This is a genomic window from Pseudomonas sp. BLCC-B112, from assembly GCF_028550695.1.
Taxonomy (GTDB): domain Bacteria; phylum Pseudomonadota; class Gammaproteobacteria; order Pseudomonadales; family Pseudomonadaceae; genus Aquipseudomonas; species Aquipseudomonas danubii.
On sequence record NZ_JAQQGK010000021.1, the window covers coordinates 21,747 to 37,742 of the forward strand.

The 15,996-nt window shown below is 63.9% G+C and carries 11 protein-coding genes and 2 pseudogenes; 3 read left to right on the top strand and 10 right to left on the bottom strand.

The genetic code is table 11. The annotated features are described in order from the left end of the window. Positions 1–141 precede the first annotated feature (141 nt). Positions 142–1,704 carry a 4-hydroxyphenylacetate 3-monooxygenase, oxygenase component gene (hpaB, locus tag PQT43_RS30870; protein ID WP_102882644.1) on the bottom strand — a complete coding sequence of 521 codons (1,563 nt, stop codon included), beginning with the start codon at positions 1,702–1,704 and terminating at the stop codon, positions 142–144. Positions 1,705–2,083: 379 nt separating this feature from the next. On the opposite strand from hpaB, the pseudogene PQT43_RS31595 reads away from it, so the two are divergent. The 3 genes and pseudogenes from PQT43_RS31595 to PQT43_RS30880 form a co-directional block, all read left to right on the top strand. Continuing rightward, positions 2,084–2,803, top strand: a pseudogene (locus PQT43_RS31595) (MCP four helix bundle domain-containing protein); the annotation flags it as partial. Between the two features lie 306 nt (positions 2,804–3,109). Further along, a pseudogene (locus PQT43_RS31600) lies at positions 3,110–3,709 on the top strand (methyl-accepting chemotaxis protein); the annotation flags it as partial. Positions 3,710–3,794: 85 nt separating this feature from the next. Continuing rightward, entirely contained in the window at positions 3,795–4,994 is a 1,200-nt protein-coding gene (locus PQT43_RS30880; RefSeq protein ID WP_102882646.1) for a pyridoxal phosphate-dependent aminotransferase, read from the top strand. Between the two features lie 90 nt (positions 4,995–5,084). On the opposite strand, the gene PQT43_RS30885 is transcribed toward PQT43_RS30880, so the two are convergent. The 9 genes from PQT43_RS30885 to PQT43_RS30925 all read right to left on the bottom strand — a co-directional run bounded on the left by PQT43_RS30885 (position 5,085) and on the right by PQT43_RS30925 (position 15,755). Beyond that, positions 5,085–6,080, bottom strand: a complete 996-nt coding sequence (locus PQT43_RS30885; protein WP_102882647.1) for a 2-hydroxyacid dehydrogenase — start codon at positions 6,078–6,080, stop codon at positions 5,085–5,087. Between the two features lie 19 nt (positions 6,081–6,099). Further along, positions 6,100–7,395, bottom strand: a complete 1,296-nt coding sequence (locus PQT43_RS30890) for an MFS transporter (RefSeq protein ID WP_102863305.1) — start codon at positions 7,393–7,395, stop codon at positions 6,100–6,102. A gap of 71 nt (positions 7,396–7,466) precedes the next feature. Next, positions 7,467–8,429: a sugar kinase gene (locus PQT43_RS30895; protein ID WP_253085807.1), complete on the bottom strand. Its 963-nt coding sequence runs from the start codon at positions 8,427–8,429 to the stop codon at positions 7,467–7,469. Continuing rightward, positions 8,422–9,204 carry a sugar phosphate isomerase/epimerase family protein gene (locus PQT43_RS30900; protein WP_253085808.1) on the bottom strand — a complete coding sequence of 261 codons (783 nt, stop codon included), beginning with the start codon at positions 9,202–9,204 and terminating at the stop codon, positions 8,422–8,424. Before PQT43_RS30900 ends, PQT43_RS30895 begins: the two co-directional genes overlap by 8 nt. A gap of 75 nt (positions 9,205–9,279) precedes the next feature. Next, positions 9,280–10,305 (bottom strand): LacI family DNA-binding transcriptional regulator, encoded by a 1,026-nt coding sequence (locus PQT43_RS30905; protein ID WP_272755553.1) that lies wholly within the window; start codon positions 10,303–10,305, stop codon positions 9,280–9,282. Between the two features lie 122 nt (positions 10,306–10,427). Next, the gene (locus PQT43_RS30910; protein ID WP_272755555.1) at positions 10,428–11,393 is read right to left on the bottom strand and encodes an alpha/beta hydrolase; all 966 of its coding nucleotides are present in this window, start codon (positions 11,391–11,393) and stop codon (positions 10,428–10,430) included. 30 nt (positions 11,394–11,423) lie between these two features. Next, positions 11,424–12,365 carry a choline ABC transporter substrate-binding protein gene (locus tag PQT43_RS30915; RefSeq protein ID WP_272755557.1) on the bottom strand — a complete coding sequence of 314 codons (942 nt, stop codon included), beginning with the start codon at positions 12,363–12,365 and terminating at the stop codon, positions 11,424–11,426. A 281-nt stretch (positions 12,366–12,646) separates the two neighbouring features. After that, entirely contained in the window at positions 12,647–14,713 is a 2,067-nt protein-coding gene (locus PQT43_RS30920) for an HAF repeat-containing protein (protein WP_272755558.1), read from the bottom strand. Between the two features lie 400 nt (positions 14,714–15,113). Further along, positions 15,114–15,755: a DUF1345 domain-containing protein gene (locus tag PQT43_RS30925; RefSeq protein WP_253085812.1), complete on the bottom strand. Its 642-nt coding sequence runs from the start codon at positions 15,753–15,755 to the stop codon at positions 15,114–15,116. Positions 15,756–15,996 lie beyond the last annotated feature (241 nt).

Consider the following 15,996-nt stretch of genomic DNA (forward strand, 5'->3'; position numbering starts at 1 on the left):
TGGGCGCAGGGCATTGCGCTGCAGGAGCCAGCTTGCCGACGAAGAGGACCTTGTGGTGCTCTGGCGGGCGCTTTCGCTGGCAAGCCAGCTCCTACGACAACAGGTGGACATTGGCCTTTTACGTAGGAGCCGGCTTCGTGGCTACTGGCGGATGCGGTCCAGCATGTTGATGTCGTCGGGGTTGCTCAGGTGCGGCACGGTCCAGCCATCGAGGTCGTAGTCGCCGAGGCATTTGTCCACCAGGTCGGTCATGGCCTTCATCGAGCCGCTGGCCTGGGCGTGGCGCAGGCACTGCATGCGGATCTCGTCCTGGCTGCCGGCATAGTTGATCTCGTACAGCTCGTGGCGACCGCCGAACTCGGTGCCGATGGCATCCCACAGCAGCTTGAGGATCTTGATCCGCTCTTCGTGGCCCATGCCCCCCGAACCGCGGCAGTAGGTGCCGAGGTACTGGTTGAGCACCGGGTCCTTGAGATCGCGGGAGCCGGAGGGCAGGTAGATCAGGCCGCTGGCCACCACCTGCTCGATGATCTTCTTGATGTCGGTGTAGGCCTGGGGCGCCAGCACCCGGTACGCCTGCAGGGCCTGGGTGCTGGGCAGGTAGACGCCGTTCATCCATTCGCTGGCGTTACCGTGCATGGCGTCGGTCAGCGACCAGAACAGGTTGCGCCAGGCCACCACTTCGCCGACCTGGGCCTGGACCCCGCGAAACTCCAGGGAGCCGGTGCATTGCAGGGCCTTGACCAGCAACCCGGTGATGAAATCGAGCTTGACCGCCAGCCGGGTGCAGCCCTGCATCGGGAACAGCCGGCCGAAACCGCCTTGCGGGAACCACTGGCGGCAGCGCTCGAAGTCGCGGTAGATCAGCACGTTCTCCCAGGGGATGAACACCTTGTCCATGATCAGGATCGCGTCGTTCTCATCGAAGCGGCTGGACAGCGGGTAGTCGAAGGGCGAACCGGTCATGCCGGCCTGCAATTCGTAGGAAGGGCGGCAGATCAGCTTCATGCCGCGGGTGTTCATTGGGGCGATGAACATCAGGGCGAAGTCGGTGTTGTCCCCCAGCAACTGGGCCGAGCCCTGGCCGACGAAGTTGTAGTGGGTCAGGGCCGAGTTGGTGGCCACCACCTTGGCGCCGCTGACGATGATCCCGCCCTCGACTTCCTCGTCCACCGAGATGAACACGTCCTTGACCTGATCCACCGGCTTGTCGCGGTCGATGGGCGGATTGACGATGGCGTGGTTGAGGTACAGGCAGGCTTCCTGGATGCGCTTGTACCAGGTGCGGGCGTTGTCGGCGAAGCGCCCGTAGAACTCCGGGTTGGCCCCCAGGGCACTGCCGAAGGCGGCCTTGTAGTCGGGGCTGCGGCCCATCCAGCCATAGGTCAGGCGCGACCAGTCGGCGATGGCATCGCGCTGCTGGCGCAGTTCATCGGGGCTTTTCGCCGAGCGAAAGAATTTGTGGGTGTAGCCGCCGTTGCCGGTGTCGGTGTCCCAGCACAGTTGTGACTGGGTGGCCGGGTCGTGCAGGGCGTCGTACAGGCGGGCCATGGAGGCCGCCGAGTTGCGGAAGGCCGGGTGGGTGGTGACGTCCTTGACCCGGTCGCCATAAATGTAGATTTCACGATCATCGCGCAGGCTGGCCAGGTATTCGGCACCGGTCAGCGGGCGGTGGGTTGCGGCACGAAAGTCTTCAGGTTTCATATCCAGTCTCGGCGTTGTTTTTATTGACTGGGGCCATGATGGGCAGGGGCGGGCGCTGAAAAAATGGCTTTTACGGCGAATGAATTGCACTTTTCATAGGGCGCGTTGGCGCTCTCGGGCGGGGTACGGCGCACTGTTCTGGAGCGGCGAATCACGGCCTTATCGATTCACTTCGCGTTGTCTTGTCTCAGGCCTGAAACAGGGGGCACATTTCGAAATATTTTTGCCAATCAGACAGATGAAAGCTCAAGTTCGGCCGATATCTCTGATAGGCCCATGGACGCTCTTTCCGTGGTGTCCCTCGTCGATGCAGTCCTGATGCGTCGGCCGATCAAGGGCATGGATGCTCGCCGCCCCGTTCTCCTTCGAGACTCGTCCTATGTCCTTGCGTAACCTGAATATCGCCCCGCGTGCTTTCCTCGGTTTTGCCTTTATTGCCTTGCTGGTCATGGTGTTGGGCGTGTTTGCGGTGAACCGCATGTCGATCATCCGCGACGCGTCCCTGGAAATGGAAAGCAATCAGCTACCCAGCGTCGGGTATCTGGGCAACCTGACCGAGAACGTCCTGCGCTTGCGGATTCTGTCATTTCGCGTGCTGGTGAACCGCGAGCCGGCCGGCCTTGCCGAAGCCCAGACCCGCATCGGCGTGCTGGTGGACAAGGCCAGGCAGGCCCAGGCCAGCTACGCGGCGTTGCCGGCGGGCCCTGAGGAAGTGGCGCTGTACAAGACCTTCAGCGCGACCCTGGACAATTACCTGCAGGCGCAGAAGGAGATGCTCGAGCTGTCACGCCAGGACAAGCTGGAAGAGCTGCGCACCCTGATCAACACCCGGATCAAGGACGGCACCGATCAGATGGGCGAGCAGTTGAACAAGCTCGTCGCGATCAATGCCGCGGGCGCCAAGAGTGCCTCCAAGGCGGCCGGCGAGCACTACGACAGTGCCATTGCCGGGATCGTCATCGTCGCGCTGCTGGCCGCATTGCTGACCATCGTGCTGGCGCTGTTGTTGACCCGCAGCATCGTCACCCCCCTGAACAAGGCCCTCAACGTCGCCGAGGTGATCGCCGGCGGCAACCTGCGCCAGGCCATCGAGGTCGACGGTCAGGACGAGCCGGCACGCCTGTTGCGCGCCCTGGCGCAGATGCAGGCCAGCCTGCGCCGCACCATCGAGCAGATCGCCGGCTCGGCGACCCAGCTGGCTTCGGCCTCGGAAGAACTCAGCGCAGTGACCGAGGAAGCCTCTCGCGGCGTGCAGCAGCAGAACACCGAGATCGAGCAGGCCGCCACCGCAGTCAACGAAATGACCGCAGCGGTGGAAGAGGTGGCACGCAACGCAGTGTCCACTTCGGAGGCGTCCCAGCAGTCGACCCAGGCCGCCCGCGAAGGCCGCGACCGTGTGGTGCAGACCGTCGAGGCGATCCAGACCATGGCCCATGACGTGCAAAACACCTCGGTGATGATCGAAGGCCTGGCGACCCAGGGCCGGGACATCGGCAAGGTCCTGGACGTGATTCGCGCCATCGCCGAGCAGACCAACCTGCTGGCGCTTAACGCCGCCATCGAAGCGGCCCGTGCCGGCGAGGCCGGGCGTGGCTTTGCGGTGGTGGCCGACGAGGTGCGGGCCCTGGCCCATCGCACCGCCCAGTCGACCCAGGAAATCGAGAAGATGGTGGCCGGTATCCAGAACGGCACCGGCGAAGCGGTGGAGTCCATGCAGCAGAGCAACCGGCGGACCCAGAGCACCCTGGAGCTGGCCCGCGCCGCTGGCGAGTCCCTGGAGCAGATCGCCGAATCCATCAATCAGATCAACGAGCGCAATCTGGTGATCGCCAGTGCCTCGGAAGAACAGGCCCAGGTGTCCCGCGAGGTGGACCGCAACCTGGTGAACATCCGTGACCTGGCGATCCAGTCGGCGGCCGGGGCCAACCAGACCAGTTCAGCCAGTCATGAACTGTCGCGCCTGGCGGTGGATCTCAACGCCATGGTGGCGCGCTTCGTGGTCTAAGGGCGCGAACGGTGGGGCCGGGCGCTCGACGAGTGCCCCGCCAGCACCTAGGGTTTTGGCTGAAGCATCTTTCATGGAGAAAGCGATGCGCTACTCAGCCCTGACCCAACGGATTGTCGGAGAAGGTTCCGCAGCCTGGAACATCCACTACCGGGCCCTGGCCCTGCGCGAGCAGGGGCGGGATGTGTTGCTGCTGACCATCGGCGACCCGGATTTCGATACCCCCAAGCCCGTGGTCCAGGCTGCGATCGACAGCCTGCTGGCCGGCGATACCCACTATTCGGACGTGCGCGGCAACCTGGCGCTGCGCAGCTGCATTGCCCGGCGCCATCATCAGCGCTGCGGACAGATTGTCGACGCCGAGCATGTGGTGGTTTTGCCGGGCGCCCAATGCGCGGTGTTTTCCGTGGCCCAGTGCCTGCTCAATCCCGGGGACGAGGTGCTGGTGGCCGAGCCCATGTACGTCACCTACGAAGGCGTGTTCGGCGCCTGCGGGGCCCGCATCGTGCCGGTGCCGGTGCGGGCCGAGCAGGGCTTTCGCGTCGATCCGCGGGACATGGCGGCGCGGATCACCCCGCGCACCCGGGCCATGTTGCTCAACAGCCCGAACAACCCGTCGGGCGCGAGCTTGTCCCTTGATGACTGGCAGGCTCTGGCGCGGCTGTGCTTTGCCCACGACTTGTGGCTGATTTCCGATGAGGTCTATTGCGACCTGCTGTACGAGGGCCAGCACTTTAGCCCCGGCAGCCTGCCGCGCATGGGCGAGCGCACGGCCACCATCAACAGCCTGTCCAAGTCCCATGCCATGAGTGGCTGGCGGGTGGGCTGGGTGATTGCCCCGCCGACCCTGGCCGGGCACCTGAGCAACCTGGCCCTGTGCATGCTGTACGGCCTGCCGGATTTTGTGCAGAACGCCGCAGTGGTGGCCCTGGACAGCGACCTGCCGGAGCTGGCGCAGATGCGCGACGAGTACCGACGGCGCCGGGACCTGGTGTGCGCGCTGCTGGGCCAGTGTCCGGGGCTGACCCCGATCTGCCCGGATGGCGGCATGTTCGTCATGGTGGATGTACGCCGCACCGGGCTGGACGCCCAGGGCTTTGCCGACCGCTTGCTGGACGACCATGGCGTTTCGGTACTGGCCGGTGAAGCCTTCGGCCCCAGCGCCGCGGGCCACATTCGCATCGGCCTGGTGCTGGACTGCGAGCGCCTGGCCGAGGCCTGCCGGCGCATTGCCCGCTGCACCGAGCAGATTCTCGAACAACGCCCCGCAACCCTCCACCTGTAGGCGCCGGCTTGCATGTCATGCACCGCCCTGGCGAACGCGTTTGCCGGCAAGCCCGCGTCTGCAGAGGTGCTCACCAGGGGCACGCGGCGGTTAGGCCTGGCGCTGTGATGGAGCGGTCCAGGCGGCGGTGTTCACCAGATTGGCTGGGCGCTGCCCCGACAGGGCCGCCAGCAGGTTGTCCACCGCGCAGCGGGCCATGGCTTCACGGGTTTCGTGGGTGGCCGAACCGATGTGCGGCGTGGCCACCACATTGGGCAATTGCAGCAGCGGTGAGCGGTGGTCCAGCGGTTCGCGCTCGAACACGTCCAGCCCGGCGCCGCGTATCCGTCGTTCCTGCAAGGCTTCGATCAAGGCCGCTTCGTCCACCACCTTGCCTCGGGAAATATTGATGAAGATGCTTTGCGGGCGCATCAGCGCCAGTTCACGACGGCCAATCAGCCCTTGGGTTTTCTCGGTCAAGGGCAAGGTCAGGCAGATGAAGTCGGCCTCTTGCAGCAGTTGCTCCAGGCTGCGGTAGCGGGCATTGAAACGTTGCTCCACCGCCGGCTTGGGGCTGTTGCTGTGGTAGATCAGCGGCATGCCGAAGCCGAAATGTCCACGCTGGGCCAACGCCTCGCCAATGCGCCCCATGCCGATGATGCCCAGGGTCTTGCCGTGCACGTCGCTGCCGAAATGCAGCGGTCCGATGTTGCGGTTCCATTGCCCGGCGCGAACCATGTTGGCCAGTTCCACCACGCGCCGGGCGGTGGCCAGGATCAGGGCGAAACCGGTGTCGGCGGTGGTTTCGGTGAGCACGTCCGGGGTGTTGCTCAGCAGAATCCCACGTTGGGTCAGGTAGTCGATGTCGTAGTTGTCGACCCCCACCGAGACACTGGCCACCGCTTGCAGGCGCGGCGCCAGGTCCAGCAGCTCGGCGTCCAGGCGCAGGCTGGCCCCGAGCAGGCCGTCGGCGCTGGGCAGGGCCTGGCGCAGGGCCTTGAGGCCGGTTGGGCCCAGGTCCTCGATCAGGGTGACCTCGGTCTGTTCCTGCAGGCGCGCCATCAGCGACGGCGAGAGTTTCTTGTACAGCACCAGGTGTTTTTTCATGACGGTTCTCTGTGGCAGTTCAGGAGTGGGCCAGGCGGCGTGGCAGGGGCAGGCCCTTGGCCCGAGGCGCTCCGGCGCCGGGTGTCAGCAGCAGGGTCAGCAGCACCGAGAGCAGCAGGGCGCCGCTCATCAGCAGGTAGGACATCCCCGGCGAGCCGGTGGCGCTGTTCAGGTAACCCACCAGATAGGAGCCGCCGAAGGAACCCAGGGCGCCCATGCTGTTGATCAGCGCCATGGCGCCGCCGGCGACGTTGGCCGGGAGAATCTCCGGAACGATGGCGAAGAACGGCCCATAGGGCGCGTACATGCAGGCTCCGGCGATTACCAGCAGCCCGTAGGACCACCAGAAGTGTTCGGCACCCAGCAGGTAGGAGGCGTAGAAGGCGATGGCGGCCACCAGCAGCGGCGGCCAGACGAAGCGCTTGCGTTTCTGGGTCCGGTCCGAGCCCCAGGACACCCCGAGCATGGCGATCACCGCCGCCAGATAGGGCAGGGCCGAGAGCCAGCCGGCCTCCACCATGTCCATTTGCGCGCCGTGCTTGAGGATCGAAGGCAACCACAGGACGAAACCGTAGACCCCGATGCTCCAGCAGAAAAACTGCAGGGCGAGGATGATCACCTTGGGCGAGCGGAAGGCTTCGGCGTAGTTCTTCACCGCCTTGATGCCTTGCTGCTCGGCGGCCAGGGCGCTTTCCAGGTCCTGCTTCTCCTGGTCGCTGAGCCACTGGGCCTGGCTGGGCCGGTCATCGGCCAGGCGCCACCAGATAAAGGCCCAGAGCACCGCCGGCAAACCCTCGATGATGAACATCCAGCGCCAGCTGAAATGCTCCACCAGATAGCCTGAGACCACCGACATCCAAAGCATGGTCACCGGGTTGCCGAGGATCAGGAAGGTGTTGGCCCGGGAGCGTTCGGCCCGGGTGAACCAGTGGCACAGGTATACCAGCATCGCCGGCATCACCGCGGCCTCCACCACCCCGAGCATGAAGCGGATGGCGATCAGCGTGTAGGCGTTGGACACGATGCCGGTGAGGGTGGCCAGGCCGCCCCAGAGGATCAGGCTGACGAAGATCAGCTTCTTCACGCTGCGTTTTTGCGCGTAGATCGCCCCCGGCACCTGGAAGAAGAAGTAGCCGAGGAAGAACAGTGCCCCCAAAAGCGAGGACAGCCCCGGGGTGATCTGTAAGTCGTCGGCCATCCCGGAGGCGGCGGCAAAGCCGTAGTTGGCGCGGTCCAGGTAGGCCAGGCTGTAGGTGATGAAGACGATGGGCATGATGTACCACCAGCGGCGGGCGGCGAGTTTGAGCGTGTCCATGAAAGTTCTCCTGAGCTTGTTGTTTTTGTCGCAACAGGTGGTTCTGGGTGTTCGTTTCCCGGCGCCAGCTCCTACGAGGCGCAGGCGGTTTTCAGGGGCGCTGCCTGGTCGGGCAGTTCGTGGCGTCTGGGCAGGCCTTCCATGTCGCCACGGCTTTGTACTGCGCGGCTGCCCAGCCAATTGGCCCGCTGCACCGCCTCGCTCACGCTGAGGCTTTCCAGCAGGGCGCTGATCAGGCCCACGGCGAAGGCATCGCCGGCACCTACGGTGTCCACCACCTGGGCCACCGGCACACCGTCGACGAAGCCGGCGTCCAGATGGGTGCGGTAGTAGGCGCCATGGGCCCCGAGCTTGATCACCACCGCTTCGGCGCCCTGGTCCAGGTAGAAGGCGGCGATGTCCGCCGGGTCGTCACGCCCGGTGAGCAGGCGTCCTTCGCCGAGGCCCGGCAGCACCCAGTGGGCCAGGGCCGCCAGGCGGTTGATCTCGCGGATCATCTGGGACTCGCTGGGCCACAGGCCGGGACGCAGATTGGGGTCGAAGGACAGGCTGCGGCCGCTGGCGCGCTGGGTCTGCATCAGGTGGCCGGACAGTTCCCGGGCCGAGTCCGAAAGGGCCGGGGGAATGCCGGTGGCGTGCAGATGGCGGGCCTGGAGCAGGGCCGGAGCCAGGTCGTCGAGGCTCAGGTGGCTGGCGGCTGAGCCGCGGCGGAAATACTCGACCCGCGGGTCGTCGCCGGTTTCTTCCCGGGACTTGAGCTGAAAGCCGGTAGGGTGCAGCGGGTCGCGGCGCACGAAGCGACAGTCCAGGCCTTCGGCCTGCAAGGTGTCGAGCACGAAACGCCCGAGAGAGTCGTTGCCGACCCGGCTCAGCCAGGCCACCTTGAAACCCAGGCGCGACAGGCCGATGGCCACGTTGCTGTCGGCCCCGGCAATGCGCTTGTGAAAGTGTTCGACCTGGGCCAGGTCACCGCTGTGCTCGGCGACGAACATGGCCATGGTTTCCCCGAAGGACAGAACATCGATCTCAGACATGGGCTGGCTCCAGTCGCGACTGGCCGAGGCGGGCCAGCAAGCCGACCTGCTCGGCGCTCACCTGCAGCAGGTCGTCGCCTTGCAGGGGGTATTCCACGGCCCGGGTAAGACCTTGAGTCATGTGCTGCAGCAGTTGTTCCCACTGCTGCAACTCCGGGGTGCCGGGCGGTAGGGCCACCCGCTTGCCGTCGCCCCGCAGGCGTACCGCCTTGCAGTGCACGTAGTCCACATGCCGGCCCAACAGGCGCGCGGCCGTCAGCGCCGACTGCTCTTGCCACTCCCAGTTGCCGATATCAAAGGTCATGCGCAGGGGCAGGTTCCACCCTTGCACGGCGTTGAAAAAAACCTGGAAGGGCTCAATGCGTCCGCCATGCACGGTCTGGTCGTTTTCCACCAGCAGGGTGAGGGGCTGGCCTGACAGCAGGCTGGCCAGGCTGCCCAGATCGTGATGTTCGGTGAACTGACCGAGGGACACTTTCAGACGCTTGGCGCCGAACGCCCGGGCCCGTTGCAAGGTGGCGGACAGCTCGGGGTTGGGTTCGTAGCCCTCGGCCAGCCACAGCTCCAGGGGCGAGGAGAATACGCTTTCCAGGCCGTGTTCCCGGGCGCTGCGGGCCAGTTCCTCGGGCTTCTCGTGGGTCAGCAGTTCTTCGCGCCACTCGATGCACGAAGCGCCGGCGGCGGCCACCAGGGGAATGAAATGGCCCTGGCCGTGCTGGCGGACCAGATCCGCGCCGTAGCTGGACAGGCTGATGGAGACGGGTGATTGATGCATGCTTCAGACCTCTGAAACCGGTTTCATTTTTATTCGAGAAAACCCGGGACACGCTGCGATGCAGGGGGCCCGGGATTACACAGGGGGTTTTCGGGTGGAGCCGCGAACCATCAGTTGCGCCGCAAAGTCCAGCACCCGCGCCGGGCCGGTATCGCCTCGCAGGCGCTTGAGCAGGCATTGGAAAGCGGCGGTGCCTATGGCTTCGGTGGGCTGGGCCAGGGCCGTGATGCCGCTGCCCACCAGGGGGTACCAGTCCAGGTCATCGAGGGCGATCAGGCCAATGCCTTCGAACAAGGGGCAATCCAGTTCACGCAGGACCCGGGTCGCCGCCAAGGCCGCCACGCCGTTGGCGCAGAACAGCGCCTTGGGGCCAGGGCCGGGAGCGTCGAGAAAGTCTTTCAGGTGGCGGGCCAGGGCCGCGCCGGTCTCCAGTGACTGGCCGCGCAAGGCCGGGCGCCGGGCGACTTCGTCCTGAAAGGCGGCGCTGCGTTCGAGCCGCGAGCTGGTGCCGTCATGGGGTTCGCTGACCAGCAGCAGGTCACGGTAACCCTGTTGCTCAAGGTGTTCGATGGCGCTGTGCACCGCCGCCGGGTTGTCCAGGCCCACCAGATCGGCGTGCAGTGATTCAAGCTTGCGGTCCACCAGGACCATGGGCATTTCCTGCTGCAACTCCAGCAACTGCTCCAGGTGATGACCCAGGGTGTTCACGATCAGGCCTTCGATGTTGTAGGCCCGCAGGTTGGCCAGGTGCTGGGCTTCCTGCTGATCGTCACGGTCGGTGTTGCACACCACCAGGCTGTAGCCATGCTGGCGGCAGGCGGTTTCCACGCCATGCATCACGGCAATCGAGTAGGGGTTGCGGATATCGGCCACCAGCATGCCGATCAGGCGGGTGCGCCCGCGTTTCAGGCCGCGGGCCATCTGGTTCGGGCGGTAGCCCAGCGCGCTGATGGCCTGCTCGATGCGTAAGGCAATGGCATCGGAGAGCAGGGCGCGGTCTTCGCCGATAAAGCGCGACACGCTGGCCTTGGAGACCCCGGCGTGGCGGGCGACATCGAGCATGGTGACGCGGCTGCGCTGGGCGGCGGAAAACTGATTCACGGGCAACGACCTTATTCTTGGAATTATCGGTTTGCAGTGCTTCCGGGTACGGTGCTGAAACCGGTTTCAGGAAACCGCAAAACCCATTCTGCCGTCAAGGGCGCAACGTCGATAAATCGCTATCAGGGCTCAAGTTGGCTGACCAACGGTAGGGCTCGGGTTGGCTCAAGAAACTCGCGCAGGGCCCGCAGCAGGGCGTCGTACAGCCCATCGACTTCCGCCGCCAGCCCTCTGGCCCGCAGGCAGCCATGCACCAGGCCCAGGCCCGGGTACAGCTGGCTGGCGACGCCGGCCTGCAGCAGGCGCTGGTGATAGCACTGGCCGTCGTCGCGCAAGGGGTCGAACTCTGCCTGCGCGATAAAGGCCGGCGGCAGGTGACTGAAGTCCTCTGCCAGCAGCGGCCGGGCATAGGGCGAGGTGGGTTCGGGCTCCGGCAGGTACAGCGTCTGGAAACATTCCAGGTCACTGCTGCTGAGCAGCGGGGCATCGCCGCACTGGCTGCGCGAGGGCAGGCTGGCGGCACCGCCGAGCCCGGGATAGACCAGCACCTGGGCGGCGGGCAAGGGTTCAGCGGCATCCCGCAGGGCCAGGCACAGGGCGGCGGCCAGATTGCCCCCGGCGCTGTCGCCCATCACCAGCCGACGGCGGTGATCCAGAGGCACAGGGCCCAGCCCCTGCTCCAGAGCCCGCCATACCGCCAGGCAATCGTCGAAGGCGGCCGGGAACGGGTGTTCCGGGGCCAGCCGGTAGTCCACCGCGATCACCAGCGCCTGCAACTCGTGGGCCAGATGGGCGGTGATGAAATCGTGGGAATCTAGGCCGCCCAGCACCCAGCCGCCACCGTGCAGGTACAGCAGCCAGGGCCAGCCACACTCCGGGACGACGCGGTCGGGGTGATAGAAACGCAGCGGCACCTGAGCCAGTTGCCGTTGATGCACGGCGAGGCCGGGTGGATGGGGCGGGGTGAAATCCCGGCACATGCGCTCATAGCTGTCGCGCAGGCCCTTGAGGCTGCTGTCGGCGCTGGTGTAGCTCAGGGTGCGCTGGACGAAGGCCGCCAGCTCGGCAGAAAGCGGGTAATGGCTCATGGACAGTCCTGGAGGGTAGGCGCCGGGCGGTTACAGGTTCGCTTTGACCGCAGCCACACCATCGCGGCCGTCGAAAGTGGTGACCCCCGTCAGCCAGCGCTGCAGGTCTTCGGGGTGCTCGCGCAGCCACTGGCGGGCCACGTCCTGGGGCGCCTTGCGCTGCATGATCGGCACCATCAGCTGGCTTTCCTGGGCGGCGCTGAAGGTCAGGTTCTGCAGCAGCCGATGCACGTTGGGGCAGCGCTCGGCGTAGTCCGGCGCGGTGACTGTGGACACCGTGGCCGCCCCCTCGTTGGGGCCGTACACGTCTTCGCTGCCGGTGAGGTAGGTGATGGCCATGTTGATGTTCATCGGGTGCGGGGTCCAGCCGACGAACACCACGAACTCCTTGCGATTGATCGCCCGTTGCACCGCCGCCAGCATCCCGGCCTCGCCGGACTCGATCAGCTTGAAGCCCTTGAGGCCGAAGTGGTCGGTGTCGATCAGGGTCTTGATCGTGGTGTTGGCGCCGCTACCGGGCTCGATGCCGTAGATCTTGCCCCCCAGCTGCTCCTTGAAGCGGGCGATGTCGGCGAAGGTCTTCAGGCCCGCCTGGGCCACGTAGTCCGGCACCGCCAGGGTAGCCTGGGCATCGACGAGGCTGGGCTGGGCCATGACCTTGACCTGCCCCGCCTCGAGGAAGGGCGCGATGTTCTGGTCCATGGCGGGCTTCCAGTAGCCGAGGAAGATGTCCAGGCGCTGGTCGCGGATGCCGGCGAAGATGATCTGCTGCACCGCGCTGGTCTGCTTGCTGTCATAGCCCAGACCACCCAGCAGCACATCGGCCACGGCGCTGGTGGCGATCACATCAGTCCAGTTGACCACCCCCATGCGCACGGTCTTGCAGGACGCAGGCTCGGCGGCCCAGGTGGGGGAACTGAGCAGTGCAGTGGCGCAGAGGAGCAGGAAACAACGCTTGAACGGTGTTTTCATCAGAGGATCTCTTCCGGCAGGTGGCTTGTTGTTCAGAGCGGCGTCTTGTTGCGCCGTACTGGCCACCTTACGTGGCCCTGATGGTCCGGGAAGCGCTCTGTAGCGACCGGCTTTTGCCCTGTGGCGACTGCCTGGGCGCACTTCACGCCCGCAGGCTCATCCAGGTAGCGATCAGCAACAGCCCTGGCGGTTGGCCGTTGTGCCAGGGCTGGGGTGTTGCAGTGTGGTGCAGCCTCAGTTGGGCTGATAGGCAATACCGCGAAACAGGGCCGGGTCCGCTATCAGAACTGATAGGTAAAAGCGGTTTGAATACCGGTCGTGTCGTTGCCGCCTGGTTCCTGTGTCCAGAACACACCGGCATGCACGGCGCTGTTCTGGTCCAAGGCATAGCTTGCCCCGGTGCTCGCGGCAAAACGGGTGTAGTGCTGTTTATCGGCCTGGTAGGTATAGCGTCCCAAGTAGTCCATGCGGGCTTGAAAGGCATCCTGGTCTTTGTCCAGGTCCTGGATCAGGCCCAGGTTGGCATTGAGCTCCAGCTGTTTTGTCAGGCGCTTGGCTGTTCGTACGCCGGCGTTCAGGCTGGTCACCGAACGGTCCATTTTTGCGTAGCTGGCCGCCATGACGGCGCCGCTGTCCTCGCTATAGCCTTGGCGGCTGACTTGGGTCTGGCTGAGGCCGATATAAGGGGTGACGGTCAGGCTATCGAGCCTCAGGCCATAGGCCCCCTCTATGCTGAAGGCCTTGCCACGCAGGCTCGAACGTCCTTTACCAGCTTCGGTATAAGCCAGTTGCTCACGGCGGATATCGACCTTGGACGACAGATAGGCCGCAGCCAGACGCCCCTGCCACCCCAGGCCCTGGCCCGATTCGTCCACGGCAACGAACATCGCCACTGCGGGTGCGTTGGACCCTGCCTTGGTGTAGTTGTCCGGCAACTGTTGATCGAGGTTCTGATCCAGGGTGATGCCTACGCGCAGATGTTCGCTGGGACGGGCGCCCAGGGTCAGGCTCGTGGAGGTCTGGCGGGTCTCGCGGTTTCTGCTGTAGCTCGGACCAACACCTATACAGAACGAGCCGCTGTCGATCTGGCACTCCTGGCTCATCAACCGATCCAGTTGTGCACTGCGCAGGTCCAGGACTCCCCATGCCTGATTGGCGCTTTTGGCCATCGCGGTCCGGGTGTTGTCCAGATCAAGGAGGTGAGTGCCGGTTTCCGTGATCTTCCACAGCGCGGCGTGTACGGCGCCACTCGCCGTGAGGCTAAGACCCACGACAATATTGCCGTCGGCGGACACGGCAGATGCTGCCGAATGTTGCCCACCTAAAGTGCCCATATCGATCATGCCGCCAGCATCGGTGTGTCTGAACGCGTGGCTATCACCCTGTGCGGTGATGGCGCTCCCGACGATAACGCTGCCGTCGGCGGAGGCTGCGTAAGCGCTGGAGTTGCCGCCCCAGGAAGCGAGCTCGACCATGCCGTTGGCGTCAGTGTGTTTAAACGCTTGAGTGCCACCGGTGATTGTTTGTGAACTGCCCACGACAACCTGGCCATCGGCAGATACACCCAAAGCCAGGGAGGACTCTCCGCCGAGGGTGCCCAGGTCGACCATGCCGCTTGCATCGGTATGTTTGAACGCGTGTTGTATGCCCGAAACCGTATCGATGTCCGCCTGCCCCACGACCACGCGACCGTCGCCGGACACCGCAGATGCATAGGACTTGCCACTGTTGCTTGCATTCAAGGTACCCAGATCGACCATCCCGGTTGCCTCCGTGTGCTTGAAGGCACGCATGTTCCCCTGGAGATTCAAGGAGTTGCCAACCACCACGGCGCCGTCAGCGGATACGCCATTGGCGCTGGATGCCGCGCCGCCCAATGTGCCTAGATCGATCATGCCGGTCGCATCGGAGTGCTTGAAGGCGTGAATTGAGTCAGGGGTGGCGGCCTTTCCCACGACCACATTGCCGTCGGCGGATATGGCATGGGCAAAGGCATAGTCTCCGCCCAAGGTGCCCAGATCGACCATGCCAGTTTCATCGCTGTATTTGAAGGCGCGATCTTCGTTTGTGTCTGACGTTACGTTTATGGCAACTAGACGACCGTCAGCGGATACGCCAAAGGCCATGGAAAATCCTGGATTCGAAGAACTTAAGTCAATGGTGTCGATCGTAGTTAGTGCATGAGACTGGTTTGAGTAAACAGCACTGCATAGCAGAGTGATCGCTGTTATCACGGATGGGTATTTCAATTCCATAACCTTTTTGCGAAGCAGAAAACATAACAGCCTGTAGAAATTACAGGCTGCTTTTGGGTTTGGCTGATTGCTTTGGAACCATGGATTGAGCATGCGAGCTCTGTAGTGCAGGTGGTCTCGTCATTTGGGTATGACGAGGCTGGCGAACTTCAAGAGTGGAGCAGGGATGTGAAGTTACTTGAAAGCTCGAAACTAACTTTAAGAAGTTAGTTAACTAAATCCATGATTGCAAAAGTCGGCTATTTTATTTTAAGTAAGAGGGTGGGTCTTTAAGATGATTCTGAAATTAGTCTTACGGTGGTGGGGCGGTTTTTTTGGGCAGATTGATCTGTGCAACTGGTTTTAGTTGATTAGTTTTGGCAGTCGTTCGACTTAGATCAACTGCTGTCACCCATCCTGACACTCGCTATATGGCTTTCGGAGGAAGCTGTCGCGATTTTTACCGACGAACTAGCGAGGGGCCAGGACTGGGTTCTAGCCGTTATGTAACGGTTCAGCTGAACAGCCCGGCGGCGATATTGATGGAAAAGCCGAGGATCGCGGTGTTGAACACAAAGCCGATCAACGATTGGGCGAGGACGATCTTGCGCAGCTCACGGGTGGCCACGCCGACGTCCGAAGTTTGCACCGCCACGCCGATGGTGAAGGAGAAGTAGAGGAAGTCCCAATAGTTCGGCGTGGTCAGTTCCTCGGCAAAGCGCAGGGCCGGTTCCTTGCCATTCCAGGTGTAGTAAAGGCGGGCGTAATGCACGCTGAAGATCACCCCCACCAGCAACCAGGAACCGATCACCGTGAACCCGGTGAAGCCGTAATGCAGCAAACGCTGAGGGGTATCCAGGTCCTTGCTGCCCACCAGTTCCAGGGTAATGGTCACCAGACTGGCGATGGCGGCGACGCAGACGATCAACAGCACCAGCCCGGCGTTTTCGTCCTCGGTTTCGGCGATGCGTTTCACGTCCTCGGCCCGGGCCCGCACGGTCAGCCAGAACATCAGCGCCAGGTAGGTCCAGACTGCGGCGTTCCAGCCGATGAGGAGCTTGCCGGTCAGGGTTTGCGCGGGGGCGAGGATGCCGACGGCGCAGCCGATCAGCACGCCGAAGGTCAGGCGGGGGTGGGTTCGGATCACGAAAGACATGGGGGCTCGCAGCTTCTGGGCAGAGGGGGAACACTAGCATGTGGGGGGATTTGGATAGGGGGGGGATAGCGGTTGCTGCGGGGGTGGCGGCTGGCGGGTTTGTCTTGATGGTTTGGGGTTTGGGGGGTGGGTACATATCCATTCCTGCGGTCATGGCCACTTATGGTTTCGCCCTTACGGCGAGTCCCTTTTTTTCAAACGCCAAAAAAAGGAACCAAAAAACGCTTGCCCCTCCATGGGC

Bases quoted from the DNA above. Each gene is read 5' to 3' on its own strand.
- hpaB (WP_102882644.1), bottom strand. From the start codon at position 1,704: ATGAAACCTGAAGACTTTCGTGCCGCAACCCACCGCCCGCTGACCGGT.
- PQT43_RS30880 (WP_102882646.1), top strand. From the start codon at position 3,795: ATGCGCTACTCAGCCCTGACCCAACGGATTGTCGGAGAAGGTTCCGCA.
- PQT43_RS30885 (WP_102882647.1), bottom strand. From the start codon at position 6,080: ATGAAAAAACACCTGGTGCTGTACAAGAAACTCTCGCCGTCGCTGATG.
- PQT43_RS30890 (WP_102863305.1), bottom strand. From the start codon at position 7,395: ATGGACACGCTCAAACTCGCCGCCCGCCGCTGGTGGTACATCATGCCC.
- PQT43_RS30895 (WP_253085807.1), bottom strand. From the start codon at position 8,429: ATGTCTGAGATCGATGTTCTGTCCTTCGGGGAAACCATGGCCATGTTC.
- PQT43_RS30900 (WP_253085808.1), bottom strand. From the start codon at position 9,204: ATGCATCAATCACCCGTCTCCATCAGCCTGTCCAGCTACGGCGCGGAT.
- PQT43_RS30910 (WP_272755555.1), bottom strand. From the start codon at position 11,393: ATGAGCCATTACCCGCTTTCTGCCGAGCTGGCGGCCTTCGTCCAGCGC.
- PQT43_RS30915 (WP_272755557.1), bottom strand. From the start codon at position 12,365: ATGAAAACACCGTTCAAGCGTTGTTTCCTGCTCCTCTGCGCCACTGCA.
- PQT43_RS30920 (WP_272755558.1), bottom strand. From the start codon at position 14,713: ATGCTCAATCCATGGTTCCAAAGCAATCAGCCAAACCCAAAAGCAGCC.
- PQT43_RS30925 (WP_253085812.1), bottom strand. From the start codon at position 15,755: ATGTCTTTCGTGATCCGAACCCACCCCCGCCTGACCTTCGGCGTGCTG.